Source organism: Hydrogenophaga atypica (assembly GCF_042665215.1).
GTDB lineage: Bacteria > Pseudomonadota > Gammaproteobacteria > Burkholderiales > Burkholderiaceae_C > Hydrogenophaga > Hydrogenophaga defluvii_A.
Window position 1 is genome coordinate 13,373 of sequence record NZ_JBHTCA010000024.1, and the last position, 18,361, is coordinate 31,733.

Sequence of the window (18,361 nt, forward strand, 5' to 3'; positions counted from 1 at the left end):
GCCCCACGCAGGATCGGGAGAGACCGCGCGCCTGAGAAGGCAGCGCGGCGCCGAAGGAGCAACCGCCCCGGAAACTCTCAGGCCAAAGGACCGGTCTTGCGAACAAAACTCTGAAGAGCGGTCGGGATTCGTCACCCGGCCCACCGCAGGAGCAAGCCCGCCGCCTAAAAGGCACACAGCGGGTGAATCTCTCAGGTCACAAACAGAGGGGGCGTGCCATGCACACGGTGTGTGTGGCGCTCCCATCCTCGACGTTTGGAGCCTGAAACCATGCAGCAATCAATCGCCGTGATCGGCGGTGGCATCACCGGTGTCACCACAGCCTACGCGCTCGCCAAGCGCGGTTTTTCCGTCACCCTGTTCGAGCGGCACCGCTACGCCGCCATGGAAACCTCGTTCGCCAACGGCGGCCAGCTCTCGGCCTCCAATGCCGAGGTCTGGAACCACACATCCACCGTGCTCAAGGGCCTGAAATGGATGCTCAAGAGCGACGCGCCTCTGTTGGTCAACCCCAAGCCGAGCTGGCACAAGCTCTCGTGGTTTGCCGAGTTCATCGCCCACATCCCGCGTTACCGCGACAACACCGTGGAAACCGCCCGCTTGGCCATTGCGGCGCGCGAGCACCTGTTTGGCTGGGCGCAGGCCGAGGACATTGACTTCGACCTGAAGAAGCAGGGCATCCTGCACATCTACCGCGACAAAAAGGGCTTTGACCACGCGGCCGAAGTCTCCAAGCTGCTGGCCGAGGGCGGCCTGCCGCGCCGCGCCGTCACGCCCGACGAGATGCGCGCCATCGAGCCCACCCTGGCCGGCACCTACTTTGGTGGCTTCTACACCGAGAGCGATTCGACCGGCGACATCCACAAGTTCACCGTGGGCCTGGCCGCCGCCGCCGAGCGCCTGGGCGTGCGCACGCTCTATGGCCAGCAGGTGCAACGCCTGGTGAGCGACGGCCAGCGCGCCAGCGTCACCGCCACCGACGAGCACGGCCAGCAGACGCACAGCTTCGACGCCCTCGTGGTCTGCGCCGGCGTGGGCAGCCGCGAGTTGGGCGCACAGTTGGGCGACCGCCTCAACGTCTATCCCGTCAAGGGCTACTCCATCACCGTCAACCTGCTGGACGAACCAAGCCAACGTGCCGCCCCCAACGTGAGCCTGCTGGACGACGAAACCAAACTGGTGACCAGCCGCCTGGGTGTGGACCGCTTCCGCGTGGCCGGCACGGCCGAGTTCAACGGCTTCAACCGCGACATCCGCGCCGACCGCATCCGCCCGCTGATCGACTGGGTGAACCAGTGTTTCCCCGGCGTCAACACCCGCCAGGTGGTGCCCTGGGCCGGCCTGCGGCCCATGATGCCCAACATGCTGCCGCGCGTGGGCGCCGGCCAGCGCGCCAATGTGTTCTACAACACCGGCCACGGCCACCTGGGCTGGACCTTGTCGGCCGTGACGGCGGACATGGTGGCGGGGCATGTGGCACAGTGGCAGCAACAGCAGCGCCCCACCCAGCTCGGCGTACCCGCCCACGCTGTCTGACCCACACACCACCGACGGAGCACCCCATGGCCATCTCCGCCTTCGATCTCTTCAAAATCGGCATCGGCCCCAGCAGCTCACACACGGTGGGCCCGATGCGGGCGGCGCGGCTGTTTGTGGCGGGCATGCAGAACCAGGGGGTGCTGGCGCAGGTGGCGCGGGTGCACTGCGGGTTACACGGCTCGCTGGGCGCCACCGGCAAAGGCCACGGCAGCGACACAGCGGTGCTGCTGGGCCTGGCCGGCCACGAGCCCGAGACCGTGCCCATCGAATCGGTGGCGGCGACCGTGGCCGAGATCCGTGGCACGGCGCACATCCGGCTGTTGGGCCAACACGAGATCGGTTGGAACGAGCGCGAAGACCTGTCCTTCTACCGCCAGCCCCTGCCCTTCCACGCCAACGCCATGCGGCTGCAAGCCTGGGACGCGGTGGGTGGCTTGCTGGTCGAACGCGTGTACTACTCGGTGGGCGGGGGTTTTGTGGTCACCGACGAACTGGCCGCTGATGGCAGCCGCCAGAAAACCATCGCCCCCGACACCACCGCCCTGCCCATCCCCTTCCGCTCGGGCGACGAGTTGTTGCAACGCTGCCGCGAACACGGCTTGTCGGTTGCCGGCGTGATGCGTGCCAACGAAGCCCATTGGCGCAGCGAAGGCGAGGTGCGCGACGGCCTGCTGCACATCTGGGCGGTGATGCAGGCCTGCGTGGTGCGCGGTTGCCAAACGGAAGGTGTGCTGCCCGGTGGCTTCAAGGTCAAACGCCGCGCGCCCGGCCTCTACAAAGACCTGACCGGCCACCCCGAAAAAGCCCTGACCGACCCGCTGGCCGTGCTCGACTGGGTCAACCTCTACGCGCTGGCCGTCAACGAAGAAAACGCCGCCGGTGGCCGCGTGGTGACGGCGCCCACCAACGGCGCGGCAGGCATTGTGCCGGCGGTGCTGCACTACTACCGCCGCTTCGTGCCCGGCGCCACCGACGAAGGTGTGGTGGACTTCCTGCTCACGGCGGCGGCCATCGGCATCCTCTACAAAGAAAACGCCAGCATCAGCGGCGCCGAGGTGGGCTGCCAGGGCGAGGTGGGCGTGGCCTGCTCCATGGCCGCCGGGGCCTTGTGCGCGGTGCTGGGCGGCACCCCCGAACAGGTGGAAAACGCCGCCGAAATCGGCATGGAACACCACCTGGGCCTGACCTGCGACCCCGTGGGCGGCCTGGTGCAAATCCCCTGCATCGAGCGCAACGCCATCGCCTCCGTCAAGGCCATCAACGCCGCGCGCATGGCGCTGCGCGGCGACGGCTCACACTTCGTCAGCCTCGACAAAGTCATCAAGACCATGCGCGAAACCGGCGCCGACATGAAAACCAAATACAAGGAAACCGCGCGCGGCGGGCTGGCGGTCAACATCGTCGAGTGTTGACCCCGCGCGACCTGGGCTAAGCTCGCAGCCTTTGTTGTCACCGCGCACGCCCATGGCCCCCGAATTCCGCGTGTTGAGCCTCATCCCCCCGATGACGCAGCTCAACACGCCCTACCCCTCAACCGCCTACCTCACCGGCTTCCTGCGTTCGCGTGGTGTGCCAGCGGTGCAGGAAGACCTGGCATTGGCCCTGGTGCTGCGCCTGTTCACCCCTGCCGGGCTCGACGCCGTGCACGAGCGTGCCCAAGCCCTGCCCGAAGCCGAACGCTCCGCCAGCGTGCACGCCTTTCTGGACCAGTTCGCGCTCTACCGCAGCACCATCGCCACATCCATCGCCTTTCTGCAAGGGCGCGACTCGACACTGGCCCACCGCATCGCTGCGCGTGGCCTGCTGCCCGAAGGCCCGCGCTTTGCGGCGCTGGACGCTTACATCGACGACGGCAGCGGCGACCCACTGGCCTGGGCCTTCGGCGCCCTGGGCGTGCAGGACAAGGCTCGCCACCTGTGCACCCTGTTCCTCAACGACCTGGCCGACGTGTTGCGCGACGCGGTGGATGGGCGTTTCGAGTTCGTGCGCTACGCCGAATCCCTGGCCGCCAGCCAACCCCGCTTCGACCCGCTGGCGCAAGCCCTGGCGGCACCGCCCACGCTGGTGGACGATCTGCTGCGCGAATTGACGCTCGCCGCCATCCAACGGCACCAGCCCCGGCTGGTGTTGCTCTCCGTGCCCTTCCCCGGTTCGGTGTACGCGGCCTTTCGCATCGCGCAGGCCATCAAGGCGCACGATCCCTCCATCGCCGTCGCCCTGGGCGGCGGCTTCGTCAACACCGAGCTGCGCGAACTGAGCGACCCGCGCGTGTTCGACTTCGTGGACTTCGTGACGCTGGACGCGGGCGAGCGGCCGGTGTTGTCGCTGGTGGAGCACCTGCAAGGCCAGCGCGGGCGCCAACGCCTGCAGCGCACCTTTGTGCGCAACGACAACGGTGCCGTGCAGTACGTGAACCTGACCGAGCCCGACATCCCGTTTGAAGACGTGGGCACACCCACCTGGGACGGCCTGCCGCTGGACCGCTACCTGAGCCTGCTCGACATGCTCAACCCCATGCACCGGCTGTGGAGCGACGGGCGCTGGAACAAGCTCACCGTCGCACACGGTTGCTACTGGAAAAAGTGCAGCTTCTGCGATGTGAGCCTGGACTACATCGGTCGCTACGAGACCGCCACCGCCCACAAGCTGGCCGACCGCATCCAGCAGATCGTGGAAGAAACGGGCCAGACCGGCTTCCACTTCGTGGACGAGGCCGCACCACCCAAAGCCCTCAAGGCCCTGGCCGAGGAACTGATCCGCCGCCAGTTGCACATCTCATGGTGGGGCAACATCCGGTTTGAAAAGACCTTCACGCCCGAGCTGGCCGACCTGCTGGCCCAAAGCGGCTGTATTGCCATGAGCGGTGGGCTGGAGGTGGCCAGCGACCGGCTGCTGGGCCTGATGAAAAAGGGCGTGTCGGTGGAGCAGGTGGCGCGTGTGACCAAAGGCTTTTCGGACGCCGGCATCCTCGTGCACGCCTACCTGATGTACGGCTTTCCCACCCAGACGCTGCAAGACACGGTGGATGCCCTGGAGTACGTGCGCCAGCTGTTCGAAAACGGCTGCATCCAAAGCGGCTTTTTCCACCGCTTCACCTGTACCGTGCATTCGCCCGTGGGCAAAAACCCCGAGGCCTACGGCATCGAACTCATTCCCCTGCCGGCGGTGAGTTTCGCCAAGAACGACATCGGCTTCATCGACCCCACCCCCATGCCACCGGGCGTGGACCACGACGCCCTGGGCCAGGGCCTGCGCAAGGCCATCTACAACTTCATGCACGGCCTGTGCCTGGAGGACGACGTGCGCCGCTGGTTCGAACACCTGCCGTGCAAGGTGCCCAAACCCACGGTGAAGCGGCAGCACATTGGCCGGGCGCTGGCGGGTCAGTGAAACCGCCTGCATCAAGCGCGCTGGACCACCACCTTGTCGCGTTCGATGATGCGGCGAAACGATTCGCTGGTGGTCGCCCAGTCCACCACATCCACTTTCCACGGTAGATCGGATTCTGAGAAGTCGTCCGCCAGGGCCGCCAACACAGCCAAGCCAAGCGGCTGGTCACCCCGAATGGCGAGGTCGAGATCGGAAAAGGGTTTGGCCGTGTGCCGGGCACGGGAACCAAAAACCCAGACCTCCCTTCCCGGCACGTGCTGGCGCAAGGTGCTCTGGACGATGGCCCAATGTTCAGGCCGCACGTCAATGTCGGGCGCGACAGACGACGGCGTGGCCATGGTCATTTCACTCTCGCCAGCAAGCGCTCGCACAAGTGCTGCGCCTCAGTCAGGAATGCCGGAATCTCGGCCACCACCTGCAACGCCAGCGCCTCGTCGTACGTGTGGCTGGTTTTGCCCCGCATGTCACGAAACTGGCGCCAACGCGGCCAGTCGCTCAACAGCAGCCCCTGCTCGTTGCCCGAGCGGACAAGATCGGCAAAAGGCATACCGTCAAACTGCTCTGGTGTGGGCGACACCATCTCGAGGTAGCGCTTGAGCATCTTGTGGCTGATTTCGTAGGTGAACTCAAAACGCTGGATCAGGCCGTCGCGGATCTGCGTGTCGGTCACGTCTTGCTGGTAGCGCACCAGACCCTCATTCAGACGCTGGATGGCGTTGGTGAGCGGTCTCAAATCCAAAGTGGCATCGCTCATGACAGTTGCTCGGGCAGATTCAGGCGCATGACCGGAATTTATCAGCTTGGCCGTGCGGATGTGCCAACCCGCTGAACTCGGCCGCACCGGCTCCCATCAGACGGCTCCCAAGGGCTTGAGCAGCTCCGCCAGGTCGCCCTCGCCAAACAGCGGCTCGCGCCGTGCCGTTGAGCCGCTGTACACGCCATCGGCCAGCGCGGCCTTGCGCTCCTGCAGCGCCAGGATGCGTTCTTCAATCGTGCCCTGGGCCACCAGCTTGAGCACCCACACGCTCTGGGTCTGGCCGATGCGGTGGGCGCGGTCGGTGGCCTGGTTTTCAACCGCCGGGTTCCACCAGGGGTCGTAGTGGATGACGGTGTCAGCCTGGGCAAGGTTCAGGCCCACACCGCCGGCCTTTAGGCTGATGAGAAACAGCGGCACCTCACCGCTGGTGAAACGTTCGATGAGCTGCTCGCGGTTCTGGCTCTGCCCGGTGAGTTTGACCCAGCACAGATCGCGCTTTTTCAACTCGGTTTCGATCAAGTTCAACATGCTGGTGAACTGCGAAAACAGCAACACTCGCCGGCCCTCGGCCAACATCTCTGGCAGGAGCTCCATCAGGTGATCGAGTTTGGCCGAGTTCTTCACCGTTTTTGCCGCATCGAGTTTGAGCAACCGCGGATCGCAGCACGCCTGGCGCAGCTTGAGCAACGCGTCCAGGATGGTGATCTGTGACTTCGCCAGGCCTTTGGTGGCGAGCGCCTCGCGCACGGTCTTTTCCATGCTCAAGCGAATCGTTTCGTACAGATCGGCCTGTTTGCCGCTGAGCACCACACGCGCCATCGATTCCACCTTGGGCGGCAATTCGTTCGCGACCAACGCCTTGGTCCGGCGCAGCATGAAAGGGGTGATGCGTGCACGCAATTGCGCCAAACGCTGTGGGTCACCCTGGCGCTCGATGGGGGTGCGGAACAGTTGTTTGAAGCGCTGCTGGCTGCCCAAAAACCCGGGCATGAGGAAGTGGAACAGGCTCCAGATTTCGCCCAGGTGGTTTTCCATCGGTGTGCCCGAGAGGCACAGCCGGTGGCGTGTGTCGAGTTCACACGCCACCTGAGCGGCGTGGGTGCTGGCGTTCTTGATGTTGTGGGCTTCGTCAAGCACCACCAAATGCCACTGCGCCTGCAGCCAGTTTTCGCGGTCGCGTTGCAGCAGAGAGTACGGTGCGATCACCACATCGTGCTCGGCCAGCGTATGGGCTTTTTCGTGCCGTTCCTGACCATGCAACACCAGACAGCGCAGCCCTGGGCAAAAGCGCTTGGCCTCGTTGAACCAGTTGGCCAGCAGGCTCACGGGCGCGATGATGAGGGCGGGTCGATCGAGCCGGCCGGCGTCTTTTTCCACCTGGATGTGGGCCAGCGTTTGCAGGGTCTTGCCCAGACCCATGTCGTCGGCCAGGATGCCGGCAAGCGCGTTTTCGCGCAGGAACTGCAACCAGTTCAGGCCGTGTTGCTGGTAGGGGCGCAGGGTGGCCATCACGCCACTGGGCAGCGGCACAGCGGGCAGGCTTTGTGTGCCTTTCATGCGCGCCACCAGATCGCGCAGGTGCTGTGCGCCCGCCCACACCACGCCTTCGCCCAGGGCGGCGCTGGTGCGCAGCGCCTCCAGGCGCGAGAGGCGAACGCTGTTGCCGCTGAAGTCCAGCGTGCGCTCGCCCACCAGTTCCAGCAGCGCACCCAGCCAAGCGTGCAAGGCATGGCTGGGCACGCGCACAAAGCCGGTGTCGCCGCTGGTGCGCAGGTACAAAAAGTCAGGCAGTTGGGGCAAACCTGTGTGGGCATCCAGCGGGCAGCTCGCAGCCATCGCCAGTATTTCGGGCAGCCAGGGCAACACGTTGTGGCGCTGGCCGTTGACCTCCATGCCCAGCGACAACTCGAACCAGGGCGAGGTGCCCGCGTCCTCAGCGCGCTCGCCGCCGACGGCCGACATGCCCAACTGCACGTTGTCGGCGTGCATCACCCAGTCGCGCATATCGTCGTCCACGCTGACCTCAAACCCAGCTTCACGCAACGTGGCCCAACCGCTGTCGGCCCATTGGACCCACAACAGCGGCGGTTCGTTGGTGCCCAGGCGGACCTCGCCCCGCTCAGATGTCCACAGTCCCAGCACCTGCAAGCGCTTCAAGGCTTGGTGTTCGGCGGCCAAGTCGCGCAGAAGTCGCAGGCGTTGGCCGTTGTCGCCGCCAGACAACAGCACTTTCGATTCCATGGGGGTCCAGAAACCACGGTGCCCCGCATAGTCAAACAACACCTGACCCACCACCAGACCCTGCAGGTGAATCTCCGCTGCTGGTACCCGGCGCAGGTGCAGGCAGGGTTGGGGCGGCACGCCCGCAATTTGCGCTACGCTGGGCAACCCTGGCGGCAGCGGTACCGCCATCAGCCGCTGGGCAAGCAGATCGGCGTGTTTGTGCAACGCCGCCTCGGGCACCACCGGGGCCTTCAACAAGGCATGGAGCGTTTCAGGCGCCAGGCCCTCGGCCACCACCGGACCCAGCACACCGGCCTCGGTGTCGAGGTAGAGCGGTGGCTCGTTGGCGCACAGCAGCAGGCCGGGACGCGCCATGCCGGCTTGCAGGCGCCAACCGCTTGCCTGCGGCGCGGTGGCAGGCACCTCGGCCCAGGCCCATTGCAGCGCTTCGGGCTCGCCCCAGCGCAACGCGGCCTGCGGGTAACCGGTGTCGCCGCGCACCAACAGGCGCCCGGTGGAGGCGGCCAGGCGCAGCATCATGGCGCCCGCTTCGCCAGTGGGAAGCACCGTATCCACAAAGCCGTAGGTGTAGCCATCGCGCGCGCTCTTGTTGGCGCGCATGAGCCGCCGCACCTCGTGGTCGGCCGCCGAGGCGCTTTTGTAGGCGCCGTGTGTTGATTGTGGCTCGTGGTTCACCGCTCGCGGCTTGGCCCACTGGCCGTTGACCTTGGTGGATGCGGTCACCAGACTCATTTGCAGGCGCGGCAGGCCTTGTGTGTGGGTGGCGGCAACCAGGTAGAGGAAGGATTCCGGGCGTGGTGCCGCCTTGCCCGAGCGGCGGTTGCTCATCAGCCCTTGCAGGCGGGCTTCGTGGGGGTCCTGCGCCGCTTCCACCTGGTTGAGCCAGGCCAGCAGCTGGCGCTCGGCGGCGGCCTCGGCCTGTTGTGCCAGCCGGGCCTGGGCCTGTTCAATGGCCTCCAACATCACATCGGTGGGCTGCTTGTGGGGTACGGCTACCAAACGCCGTCCCTGGTAGGCCGCCTTGATGCTCAGTGCCACCGCATGTTTGCAATTCATGCCCACCGGACAAGTGCAATCACCGTACCAATCGACCAAGCGCCCCTTCGGGTCGAGCGTGATCTCCACCTCGGTGTGGTAAGGCTGTCGCTGGGTGCCTTGTACCTCTCCGGTGATCACCCAGCCAACGCCGTCAAAATCCACCTCCATGGAGAGCACACGGTTCTGCAAGAACATCCCATGGCCCCGATCCCAAGTGGCCGGATCAACCTCGTATTGGATGGCTTGGGGCGGGAACCACATGCCTGTCGCGGCGCTGGTGTGGGGCATGGTGTGATACGAAAAAAAACCGTATCACACCACAAAATGCCAGGGATTTAGGTCGGCGGCAAATCTTCGGCTCCCCCTGGATGGCGGGCAAACCGACCTCGATCAGGACCATGGTGCGGCGCCTCGTTCTGCCAGGGCCACCCACCAAAACGGGTGCGCTGGTAATCGCTGAAAGCCTGGTGGATTTCGGCCTGCGTGTTCATCACGAAGGGGCCGTACTGGGCCACGGGCTCGGCGATGGGCCGGCCTTGCAGCATCAGGCATTCGGCAGCGGTGTCGCCATTCACCAGCTCCACCGCTGCGGCTGCGTCCAGTTCCAACGCGGCGTGCCGATCGACCAGATGCCCCCCAACGCGCAGGGCGGTGCCCGCAAAAAAGTACAGCATGCGCCGCGTACCCTGCCCTTGCGCTGCGGGCAAGGTGAAGCGGGCGCCGGGGGCGAGCTTGAGCGTCCAGATGGCCACGTCGGCATCGGGCTGAGCAGCCCAGGATTCGGGCGGCGGGGCCAGGGGAGCCGGTGCGCCATTCAGGGCACCTGCCACCACACTGACCTCCACGCCGCCGGCCTGCAGGGCCGGGATGTCCTGGCCCCAGAACATGGTGAAGTGCGGGGCGGCCATCTTGCGCGCGGCGGGCAGGTTGAGCCAGATCTGGAACAGCTCGCAAGGGTTGGGTTGATCGGCTTGCAGCAGCGGAAACATCTCGGAATGCACGATGCCACGCCCAGCCGTGAGCCACTGCACGTCGCCCTCGCCAAAACGCGCGGCGGCCCCCAGCGAATCCGAATGGTCAATCAGCCCACGGCGCGCGATCGTCACTGTCTCGAAGCCCCGGTGCGGGTGGGCCGGGAAACCGGGCACCTGCTCGCCGTGGTACATGCTCCAGCCGTCCTTCTGCGAGAAGTCCTGCCCGATCTGGCGGCCGGCCAGCGACGCCGCGGGCCCCAACTGGGCATTGCCCGGCGGGTAGTGGTCGTTGTGGTGCACGCAGAACAGAAACGGGTCCAGCGTGGGCCACTGGAAGCCCAACGCCTGCGCGCTCAGGATGGGGTGGGTGTTGCTCACGTCGTCTCCTTTGAAGTGATGCGCTGCAGCCAGGCGATCCACTGCTGCAGTTCGGCCGGGCGCAACTCGTGCCCACCGGGGAAATCGGCACCGTCCAGCGCCACCGGCAAGGCGCCAAAGTGCTCGCGGATACGCTGTGCCTGCGCCAGGGGGATGACCATGTCCTGCAAACCGTGGCTGACCCACAGGCGTTTGCCGACCAACTCAGCGGCAGGCGCGGCCAGCGTCAGCACCTCGGGCAGCAGGCGGCTGTGCAGCGCAAAGGCGGCTTGCATCAGCGAAGGCTGCGTCAACAACAGGCTCAAGCCCATGATGCCACCCTGACTGAAGCCGCCCACCAGCACACGCGCAGGTGGCACACCAAGACGTTGCGCGTGGGCCGCGATCTCACGTGTGAGCGCTTCGCGGCTGGCCAGCTCCTGCTCGCCGTCGATGGCGCGCGAGCCATCGGGGCGCACATCTAACTCAAACCAGGCGTAACTGCCCGGCCCCAGCACAAAGGGTGCGCGCAGGCTCAGCACATGAAAGTGCGGCGGCACATAGGGTGCGAGGCCAAACAGGTCTTGCTCGTTGCTGCCCACGCCGTGCATGAGCACCAGCAGCCAGGTGTGGGTGCCCGCTGCCGGGCGCTCCAGAAAAGTGAGAGGGGTGGTGTTCATGCCAGTGCAAAGGCGTCCATGGCCAGGTAGCGGTACATGATTTCGCGCGTCAGGTAGTTGGGGGCCACAGCGGCGTCGCTGCCCCACCCGGCCGCGCCCAGCGCGAAAAAGATGGGCAGGAAATGCTCTTCGGTGGGGTGGGCGCGCACGGCGTGGGGCGCGCGGACGCGGTAGTCCAGCAGCGCATCCACATCGGCACGCGCCACCACGTCTTCGATCCAGCGGCTGAACTCATTGGCGTAGGCGGCGGCGGGATCGTCCTGCTGCGGCATGCCGCTGAAGAACTCGCCCAGGTTGTGCGTCATGCTGCCGGAGCCGATGACCAGCACGCCCTCGTTGCGCAGCCCGGCCAGGGCCTGGCCCATGGCAAACACCTCGCGCGGGCCGGCGCTGGCGGGCAGCGCCACCTGCACCACCGGCACGTTGGCCTGCGGGAACAGGTGCATCAGCGGCACCCAGGCGCCATGGTCCAGCGGGCGCTGGGCATCGGGCACGGCGGGCACACCGGCCGCCTGCAGCAGCCCCAGCACCTGCTCGGCCAGTGCGGGCGCGCCGGGCGCGGGGTATTGCAGACGGTACAAGGGTTCGGGGAAGCCGCCAAAGTCGTGCCAGGTGGCGGGCTGCGCGTTGGTCATCACCGCCGGCTGGCGCGCCATCCAGTGGGGCGACATGAGCACGATGCCGCGCAAGGGCTGGCCGTCGGCGGCCAGCCGCTCACGCAAACCCTCTGCCCAGTGGGTGAGCGCCGGGCCGGACGCCCCGGGCTCCAGCGCCCACATGGGCGAGCCGTGGGAGAGGAACAGGGTGGGCAAGGCGGCGTGTGACATGGCGTTTTCCTCGGGGTCTGGGATGTGTCAAGGATGGCAGCACAACCCGCCATCCACAAGCGCCGCCCGCTGAAGTCAACGTTCAAATAATTTGTTGCTTTTCACCCATTTGATTCAGACGATGTTCAAGCCGCGGGCCCCACCAGGTAGTCGCGCTTGCCCAGCGGCACGCCGTTGTGGCGCAGGATGGCGTAGGCCGTGGTGACGTGGAAGAAGACGTTGGGCAAGGCCCAGCTCTTGAGGTAGTCCTCGCCCAACATGGTGCGGGTGCCGGCCTTGCCCACCGGGAAGGTGATTTCGCGCGCCTCCTGGCCGTCGATGGCGCTGGCGGGCACGGTGGCCAGCCAGTCCAGCGTCTTCTGGATGCGGCCTTGCAGCTCCTCGAGCGTGTTTTCGGTGTCGTCGAACTTGGGGGCGTCCAGGCCACCGAGGCGGGCCAAACACAGCTTGGCGGCGTCGCAGGCGATGAAAACCTGCGACTTGAAAGGCAGCATGTCGGGGGCCAGGCGGTAGCTCACCAGCATTTGCGGGTCGTAGCCCCGGGTGGCGGCGTCGGCGCGGGCTTTTTCCAGCAGGTGGTGCAGGTTGGTGAGCGCGTTGCGGAACACGGGCTGGCTGGCGGAAAACAAGGTGATGCTCATGGTGGCCTCGTTGGAAAAAAGGGTCAGTAGTGCGGCGGCAGTTCGTCGCGCAGGCTGCGGAACACCGCCCCGCCCGCCTCTGGCTGTTGTTGGCGCAGCTGCGCCAGCTCGCGTTCCAGCCGGTCGATCTGTTGCTGCTGGCGGTAGATGATCTGGTTGAGCTGGTCCAGGGTGTCGTCGGCGTAGCTGGCCTTGATCTCCAGCTCGGTCAGCCGGCGCTCCACCTCGGCGGGAGCCAGCGTCATGCCTGGGCCTCAGCGGCGATCTGGCGCAAGGCCTGCTCGAACACCTCGGCTGGCTGGCCGCCGGAGATGAGGTGACGGTCGTTGATGACCACGGCGGGCACGGAGCGGATGCCGGCACGCTGGTACATCAGCTCTTGCGCGCGCACTTCGTCGGCCAGTTCGTCGCTGGCCAGGACGGCTTGCACACGGGCTGGGTCCAGGCCCACCTCGGTGGCCAGGCGCAACAGCACCTCATGCGACTCGGGGCTCTCGGCGCGGCCGTGGTAAGCGGTGAGCAGCGCCTTCTTGAGCGCGTGTTGCTGGCCAGGCTGGCCTTCGTTTTCGGCCAGCAACAGCAGGCGGTGGGCGTCGAACGTGTTGTAGATGCGACCACGGCCTTCGCGCCTGAATTCAAAGCCCACCTCGGCGCCGCGCTGGCGGATCATCTCGCGGATCTCGGCCTGCTTTTCGGGCGTGGAGCCGTACTTCTCCGTCAGGTGTTCGGTGATGTCCTGGCCGCCGGGCGGCATCTGGGGGTTGAGTTCGAAGGGCTGGAAGTGCAGATCGGCCTTCACCGTGCCTTGCAGGCGCTCCAGCGCCTGCTCCAGCGCACCCAGGCCCACGGCACACCAAGGGCAGGAAACGTCGGACACAAAGTCGATCTTGAGAGAGGCGGTCATGGCGCAAAGGCCCACGCGGGGGCCGTCAGTGAAACAGGCCAACATGCTAGGCCATTTCGATGCCCGCCACCGGCGGGCCCACCATGTCCCTACTGGCGGACTTTGAGTGTGTCGTAGGCCTCGCCCACGCGTTTGAACGCCGCTTCGGCCAGTTGGCGCACCAGGGGCGACACGTGGCCGAGCCGGTCCGGATGGTATTGCTGCAGCAGCGAGCGGCGCGCGCGCTCCACCGCCTCCCACGGGCTGCCTTCGGCCAGCCCCAGCACCGCCCAGGGCGAGGTGTCGTCCGCGTCGGCGGCCTGGTCTTCAGGCGCGTCATCAGCCTCCGGTGCGGCGATGCGCTCCACCAGGCAGACGCAGTCTTGCCAGTGCACGGCGTATTCGGTCTGGCAGCCGGGGCAGCGGATTTCGCCGGGTTCAGCCAGGTGCGGCACGCGCAGCCGCTTCTGGCAGCAGCCGCAGCGCAGGATGCCGCTGGGCGGCGGCGCAGCCTGCGCGCTCGGCGCCGGATCGGCGGCAGCGACGGGCCCCAGCGCCGCACGCAACAGCTCGGTTTTGGACATCGGCCGGTGGTTCAATTCGGCCCGAAGCACCGCCACCACGGCCGGATTGCTGCCGTGCGCACGGTGCAAGGCGGCCAGCTCGTCCACCGCCAGACCCTGCAAGGGACGCATCCGGTTGGCCGCAGGCAACAGCAGCAAGGCATCGGGCGTGCGCGCCAAGAGCTGCCGCGCATGCAGGATGTCTTCGCCGCTCAGGTCTTCTTCCGCGAGCGCTTGCGTTGGGTCCAGCAGGCCCGCCAGCATGTCCACGGTCAGGCGGGGCAGATCCAAGTAATCGGCGCAGGCCTGGGCCAGGTCCTCGTCCAAGGTTTCGATGGGCCGAAAACCGATGCGCAACTGGCTCAGGCTCCAGTAGCTCACGCCCATGCGCGTGGCCAGTTCGCTCAGCGACAGCCCCCGCTCTTCTGCGCACTGCAGCAGCGCGGCGATCAAAAGCCCCCCCGGGCGCCCCACGTCGTCCAAGCTCACCCGGCCGCTCCAGGGCACCGGTGCCTCGTCTGCAGGAGCGGAGCGGAAAATGGACGGGCGATCTTGGGTGCGGGCGGTGGGCATAAGGGACCGATGGTAACGACCCGCCGCACCCCACACCCGGTGCTTATGCGCGTCTGTCCAGTGCGCGCAACCGCAGCGCGCAGGCCGTGGCCACCAGCGCACACACGGCCGACAACCAGAACATGCTGGTCAAGCCCCACACGGCACTCAGCGCCCCGCCACCCAACCCACCCAGCACCCCAGGGAAACCGTAGCCCACCACCGAGTACAAGGCCTGGCCGCGACCGCGCAGCCGCCCCGGAAAATGCCGCGACAGCAGCGCGATGCACACCGTGTGGTGGGTGGCGAAGGTGATGGCGTGGAGCATCTGCGCCAACAGCAACAGCGGCCACACCAGCGGCAGGCCGGCGGTCAACACCATGCGAACCACCATCAGCGCGGCGGCCAGCACCAGCCAGCCGCTGTGCGACAGCAAGGGCAGCCAGCGGCCCTGGGTGAAAAACCAGCCGATCTCGATCAGCACCGACACCGCCCACAGCAAGCCAATCACCGTCTTGCTGTAGCCCAGCCCATCGAGGTAGAGCGAAAAAAAGGCGTAGATGAAGATGTGGGCCAGCACATGGAAAAACATGGCCGCAAAAAACCAGCGCACCTGAGGTTGGCGCAGCACCGGCCCGATGTGCCCCTGGTCGTCGGCAGCATGGGGCGCCTCTTTGAGGTTGGGCAACCACCAGGCGCTCAACACCACCGCGATCAGCGTGCCCTGTGCCCAGGCCGGGAAGTGGCCCATGCCAAAACGTTCAAACCAGGCCCCGGCCACCACCACCGTGACCAGAAAACCCAGCGAGCCCCACAGGCGCACCCGGCCATAGCGGGCGGCATCGAACCGCCCGTCCTGGCTCACCAGGTGGGCCATGGCCGCCTCGCTCATGGGCATCATGCCGCTGGTGTTCACGAACATCAGCAGCAGCAAGAACATCAGGCCGTACAACGACCACTCGAACCACAAACCGAGGGACAACAGCAGCGCGGCCAAAGCGCTGTAGCGCAGCAGCTTGACGCGCTCGCCCGTGTGGTCGCTGAACCAGCCCCACGCGTAGGGGGCCACCAGCCGGGTGCCCGACTGCACCGAGGTCAACAAGCCGATGGCGAACAGCCCGTAGCCCAGGTCTTTAAGCCAAAGTGACAGGTAGGGGTTGAAAAACCCGATGTGCGCAAAGTAGGAGGCCGAGAGCGCCGCAAAGGGCGCGAGCTGTCCACCCCCACGTTCCACCGCTGTGCGGGTCACTGCCCCCCGAGGGGGCTGATCCGCCTTGGGACGGCCCGGCGCCGAATCACTTTTCAACGCCGCGCCAGCGCCGCGATGTCGGGCGTGCCCACGGTCACGTCGCCACACTGGGCGCGCTGGCGCAGGGCGTGCTCCATCACCACCAGCGCGAGCAGCGCCTCGGCAATGGGCGTGGCGCGTATGCCCACGCAGGGGTCGTGCCGGCCCTTGGTGATCACCTCGGTGGGCAGGCCTTGCAGGTCGATGGTGTCGCGCGGGATGAGGATGGAGCTGGTGGGCTTGATGGCCATGGCCACCTCCAGGTCCTGCCCGGTGCTGATGCCGCCCAGCACGCCGCCCGCGTTGTTGTTGGCAAAGCCATTGGGCGTGAGCGCGTCGCCGTGGGTGCTGCCCTTGTGGGTCACGCTGTCAAAACCGGCGCCGATCTCCACGCCCTTGACGGCGTTCAGCCCCATCATGGCGTAGGCGATGTCGGCGTCGAGCTTGTCGTACAGCGGCTGGCCCAGGCCCACGGGCATACTGCGGGCCGTGACGCGCAGGCGGGCACCACAGGAATCACCGCTCTTGCGCAGCGCGTTCATGTAGTCCTCCAATGCCGACACATCGGCCACCGGGGCAAAAAACGGGTTGTTGGGCACGTGGTCCCAACTCTCGAAGGGAATGGCCACGTCACCGATCTGCGTCATGCAGCCGTGGAAGGTGGTGCCGTAACGCTCCTTCAGCCACTTCCGAGCCACCGCGCCGGCGGCCACGGTGGGCGCGGTCAGGCGGGCCGAAGAACGGCCGCCGCCGCGCGGATCGCGGATGCCGAATTTGTGCCAATAGGTGTAGTCGGCATGGCCTGGGCGAAAACTCTGCAGGATGTTGCCGTAGTCCTTGCTGCGCTGGTCGGTGTTGCGGATCAGCAGCGCGATGGGGGTGCCGGTGGTTTTGCCTTCGTACACCCCACTCAGGATTTCCACCGCGTCGGGCTCGTTGCGCTGGGTGACGAACTTGCTGGTGCCGGGGCGGCGGCGGTCCAGCTCGATCTGGATGTCGGCCTCGCACAAGTCCATGCCGGGCGGGCAGCCGTCGATGACGCAGCCGATGGCCGGGCCGTGGGATTCACCGAAGTTGGTGACTGCGAAAAGATTGCCGAAGGTGTTGCCGCTCATGGGGCGCGATTATCCCAGAGGGCCGACGGGCGGCGACCTGCTATGGAATGCTTCATGCTTGATGCTGCAGTGCAGCACCTTTGGCTGCGCAAGGAGAACCCCATGCTCGACCGCACTGGCACCCAGTTTTCCCATGTCAAGCCCGCCGACACCGACTATGTGTCGGGAGGGCTGCGCGACTTTTTCCTCTACCGCGATCTGGGCATTGCCGACGCCACCCACGGCAAGGTGATCGCGCACCTCGTCAAGGCCAACATGGCACCGGATGAGGGCACGGGCTGGCACCGGCATGAGGCGGACTTCCAGATCGTGATCATGGTCAAGGGCTGGGCGCGCTTCATGTACGAGGACAAGGAGACCTTGGTGGAAGCAGGCGACGTGGTGCACCAGCGCCCGGGCATACGCCACTACCTGTTCGATTATTCGCCCGACATGGAGTACCTGGAGATCGTCTCGCCGGCCGATTTCAAGACGGTGGACGTGAAGCCGGTGTGTGCGATTCCGGCTTCTACGCCTTGGAAATAGTGCTGTTTTGATCGGTGTGGGGTGGATCGGGATGCCCGGGTGCGCTGCTCCGCGGCTGTCCTCCGCCCCGCTGCGCGGGCTCCCCCTTTATGCCGCTGCGCTGCGCACCCGGCCATCCCGATCTGCAAAGGTGTTGGAGTGCAACCGGTGGTGTGCCTGCATGGTGGTTGCCGGAGCGTGTGGGGTGACGGGTGCAGCGAGGTAAAGGAGGAAGCGGCGAAGCCGCTGGGGGACACGAGCGGAACCCGTCACCCCACACGCTCCGGCGCACGCAACGCTGCACGAAGACTCAAAACTCCGCATCCAACTCGTCAATCTCCTCCGGTTCCTCGCGCGCCGCCGTCACCCACTCCACCATGGCCGGCAAGGCCATGATGCGCTGGCAATACGCGGCACACACCGGCTCCAGTGCCACGTCGTAGGTGAGGAAACGCGTCACCACCGGCGCATACATCGCATCGGCCAAGCCGGGCGTTTTACCGAACAGATACGGGCCGCCGTGCGCCACCAGGCATTCCTTCCAGATGGCCACCACACGTTCGATGTCGGCCACCGCACGCGACCACACCTTGAACCCCGGGAAATGCGCTTTGATGTTCATGGGCAAGGCACTGCGCAGGGCGCTGAACCCCGAGTGCATTTCGCCGCAAATCGCACGGCAGTGCGCGCGCGCCTTCTGGTCGGCCGGCAACAAGCCCGCGCGTGGCTTCACCTCGTGCAAATACTCGCCAATGGCCAGCGTGTCCCACACCTTGATGCCGTTGTGCTGCAGCGAGGGCACCAGCATGCTGGACGAAAGCAGCAGCATCTCGGCCTTCATCGCCGGGTCGTCCGGTGGGATCACGTGCTCGGTGAAATCCAGGCCCGCAAACCGGCACATCAACCACCCACGCAAAGCCCACGCGCCGTAGTTCTTGCTGCTGATCGTCAATTGGGCTTTGGCCATGGGGTTGCTCCTGGTGGTTGAAGAACATCAGCAAGCCCTGTG

Annotated in this window: 17 protein-coding genes and 1 riboswitch; of the genes, 4 read left to right on the plus strand and 13 right to left on the minus strand. The window is 66.2% G+C overall.

Features of this window, described 5'->3' with window-relative positions; genetic code table 11:
* The first annotated feature begins 4 nt into the window (after nt 1–4).
* A riboswitch (glycine riboswitch) is annotated at nt 5–103 on the plus strand.
* Between the two features lie 167 nt (nt 104–270).
* From ACFQPB_RS19755 to ACFQPB_RS19765, 3 genes are read left to right on the plus strand one after another with little or no spacing between them, the layout of a single operon-like run.
* Entirely contained in the window at nt 271–1,536 is a 1,266-nt protein-coding gene (locus ACFQPB_RS19755; RefSeq protein WP_382226997.1) for a D-amino acid dehydrogenase, read from the plus strand.
* 26 nt (nt 1,537–1,562) lie between these two features.
* Nucleotides 1,563–2,951 carry an L-serine ammonia-lyase gene (locus ACFQPB_RS19760; protein ID WP_382227000.1) on the plus strand — a complete coding sequence of 463 codons (1,389 nt, stop codon included), beginning with the start codon at nt 1,563–1,565 and terminating at the stop codon, nt 2,949–2,951.
* 52 nt (nt 2,952–3,003) lie between these two features.
* Nucleotides 3,004–4,929: a B12-binding domain-containing radical SAM protein gene (locus ACFQPB_RS19765; RefSeq protein ID WP_382227002.1), complete on the plus strand. Its 1,926-nt coding sequence runs from the start codon at nt 3,004–3,006 to the stop codon at nt 4,927–4,929.
* Between the two features lie 11 nt (nt 4,930–4,940).
* Here the strand turns inward: ACFQPB_RS19765 and ACFQPB_RS19770 are convergent, their stop codons facing one another.
* From ACFQPB_RS19770 to aroC, 12 genes are all read right to left on the minus strand, one after another.
* Nucleotides 4,941–5,267, minus strand: coding sequence for a nucleotidyltransferase family protein (locus ACFQPB_RS19770; RefSeq protein ID WP_382227005.1), 327 nt, complete (start codon nt 5,265–5,267; stop codon nt 4,941–4,943).
* Between the two features lie 2 nt (nt 5,268–5,269).
* A complete protein-coding gene (locus ACFQPB_RS19775) occupies nt 5,270–5,683 on the minus strand; it encodes a nucleotidyltransferase substrate binding protein (protein ID WP_382227008.1) in 414 nt (137 codons plus the stop codon).
* Between the two features lie 96 nt (nt 5,684–5,779).
* A complete protein-coding gene (locus ACFQPB_RS19780) occupies nt 5,780–9,256 on the minus strand; it encodes a DEAD/DEAH box helicase (RefSeq protein WP_382227010.1) in 3,477 nt (1,158 codons plus the stop codon).
* Nucleotides 9,257–9,303: 47 nt separating this feature from the next.
* Entirely contained in the window at nt 9,304–10,320 is a 1,017-nt protein-coding gene (locus tag ACFQPB_RS19785; protein ID WP_382227013.1) for a pirin family protein, read from the minus strand.
* Nucleotides 10,317–10,979 (minus strand): alpha/beta hydrolase, encoded by a 663-nt coding sequence (locus ACFQPB_RS19790; protein ID WP_382227016.1) that lies wholly within the window; start codon nt 10,977–10,979, stop codon nt 10,317–10,319. Before ACFQPB_RS19790 ends, ACFQPB_RS19785 begins: the two co-directional genes overlap by 4 nt.
* Nucleotides 10,976–11,806 carry a DODA-type extradiol aromatic ring-opening family dioxygenase gene (locus tag ACFQPB_RS19795; protein ID WP_382227019.1) on the minus strand — a complete coding sequence of 277 codons (831 nt, stop codon included), beginning with the start codon at nt 11,804–11,806 and terminating at the stop codon, nt 10,976–10,978. Before ACFQPB_RS19795 ends, ACFQPB_RS19790 begins: the two co-directional genes overlap by 4 nt.
* A gap of 125 nt (nt 11,807–11,931) precedes the next feature.
* Nucleotides 11,932–12,447, minus strand: a complete 516-nt coding sequence (locus ACFQPB_RS19800) for a DUF1993 domain-containing protein (protein ID WP_382227022.1) — start codon at nt 12,445–12,447, stop codon at nt 11,932–11,934.
* 23 nt (nt 12,448–12,470) lie between these two features.
* A complete protein-coding gene (locus ACFQPB_RS19805; RefSeq protein ID WP_382198892.1) occupies nt 12,471–12,692 on the minus strand; it encodes a SlyX family protein in 222 nt (73 codons plus the stop codon).
* On the minus strand, nt 12,689–13,351 hold the full coding sequence (locus tag ACFQPB_RS19810) for a DsbA family oxidoreductase (protein WP_382227025.1): 663 nt from the start codon (nt 13,349–13,351) through the stop codon (nt 12,689–12,691). The genes ACFQPB_RS19805 and ACFQPB_RS19810 overlap by 4 nt, the downstream gene beginning before the upstream one ends.
* Before the next feature lie 89 nt (nt 13,352–13,440).
* Entirely contained in the window at nt 13,441–14,466 is a 1,026-nt protein-coding gene (locus tag ACFQPB_RS19815) for a hypothetical protein (RefSeq protein WP_382227027.1), read from the minus strand.
* 43 nt (nt 14,467–14,509) lie between these two features.
* A complete protein-coding gene (locus ACFQPB_RS19820) occupies nt 14,510–15,694 on the minus strand; it encodes an MFS transporter (protein WP_382227030.1) in 1,185 nt (394 codons plus the stop codon).
* A 53-nt stretch (nt 15,695–15,747) separates the two neighbouring features.
* On the minus strand, nt 15,748–16,848 hold the full coding sequence (gene aroC / locus ACFQPB_RS19825) for a chorismate synthase (protein ID WP_382227033.1): 1,101 nt from the start codon (nt 16,846–16,848) through the stop codon (nt 15,748–15,750).
* A 102-nt stretch (nt 16,849–16,950) separates the two neighbouring features.
* On the opposite strand from aroC, the gene ACFQPB_RS19830 reads away from it, so the two are divergent.
* Complete coding sequence (locus ACFQPB_RS19830) at nt 16,951–17,373, plus strand: cupin domain-containing protein (protein WP_382227087.1); 423 nt, start codon at nt 16,951–16,953, stop codon at nt 17,371–17,373.
* Nucleotides 17,374–17,662: 289 nt separating this feature from the next.
* Here ACFQPB_RS19830 and ACFQPB_RS19835 read toward each other — a convergent pair whose 3' ends face one another.
* On the minus strand, nt 17,663–18,319 hold the full coding sequence (locus ACFQPB_RS19835; protein WP_382198887.1) for a glutathione S-transferase: 657 nt from the start codon (nt 18,317–18,319) through the stop codon (nt 17,663–17,665).
* Between the last annotated feature and the right edge of the window lie 42 nt (nt 18,320–18,361).

Bases quoted from the DNA above. Each gene is read 5' to 3' on its own strand.
- ACFQPB_RS19790 (WP_382227016.1), bottom strand. From the start codon at position 10,979: ATGAACACCACCCCTCTCACTTTTCTGGAGCGCCCGGCAGCGGGCACC.
- ACFQPB_RS19815 (WP_382227027.1), bottom strand. From the start codon at position 14,466: ATGCCCACCGCCCGCACCCAAGATCGCCCGTCCATTTTCCGCTCCGCT.
- ACFQPB_RS19780 (WP_382227010.1), bottom strand. From the start codon at position 9,256: ATGCCCCACACCAGCGCCGCGACAGGCATGTGGTTCCCGCCCCAAGCC.
- ACFQPB_RS19835 (WP_382198887.1), bottom strand. From the start codon at position 18,319: ATGGCCAAAGCCCAATTGACGATCAGCAGCAAGAACTACGGCGCGTGG.
- ACFQPB_RS19775 (WP_382227008.1), bottom strand. From the start codon at position 5,683: ATGAGCGATGCCACTTTGGATTTGAGACCGCTCACCAACGCCATCCAG.
- ACFQPB_RS19800 (WP_382227022.1), bottom strand. From the start codon at position 12,447: ATGAGCATCACCTTGTTTTCCGCCAGCCAGCCCGTGTTCCGCAACGCG.
- ACFQPB_RS19755 (WP_382226997.1), top strand. From the start codon at position 271: ATGCAGCAATCAATCGCCGTGATCGGCGGTGGCATCACCGGTGTCACC.
- ACFQPB_RS19770 (WP_382227005.1), bottom strand. From the start codon at position 5,267: ATGGCCACGCCGTCGTCTGTCGCGCCCGACATTGACGTGCGGCCTGAA.
- ACFQPB_RS19805 (WP_382198892.1), bottom strand. From the start codon at position 12,692: ATGACGCTGGCTCCCGCCGAGGTGGAGCGCCGGCTGACCGAGCTGGAG.
- aroC (WP_382227033.1), bottom strand. From the start codon at position 16,848: ATGAGCGGCAACACCTTCGGCAATCTTTTCGCAGTCACCAACTTCGGT.
- ACFQPB_RS19760 (WP_382227000.1), top strand. From the start codon at position 1,563: ATGGCCATCTCCGCCTTCGATCTCTTCAAAATCGGCATCGGCCCCAGC.
- ACFQPB_RS19810 (WP_382227025.1), bottom strand. From the start codon at position 13,351: ATGACCGCCTCTCTCAAGATCGACTTTGTGTCCGACGTTTCCTGCCCT.
- ACFQPB_RS19830 (WP_382227087.1), top strand. From the start codon at position 16,951: ATGCTCGACCGCACTGGCACCCAGTTTTCCCATGTCAAGCCCGCCGAC.
- ACFQPB_RS19795 (WP_382227019.1), bottom strand. From the start codon at position 11,806: ATGTCACACGCCGCCTTGCCCACCCTGTTCCTCTCCCACGGCTCGCCC.
- ACFQPB_RS19765 (WP_382227002.1), top strand. From the start codon at position 3,004: ATGGCCCCCGAATTCCGCGTGTTGAGCCTCATCCCCCCGATGACGCAG.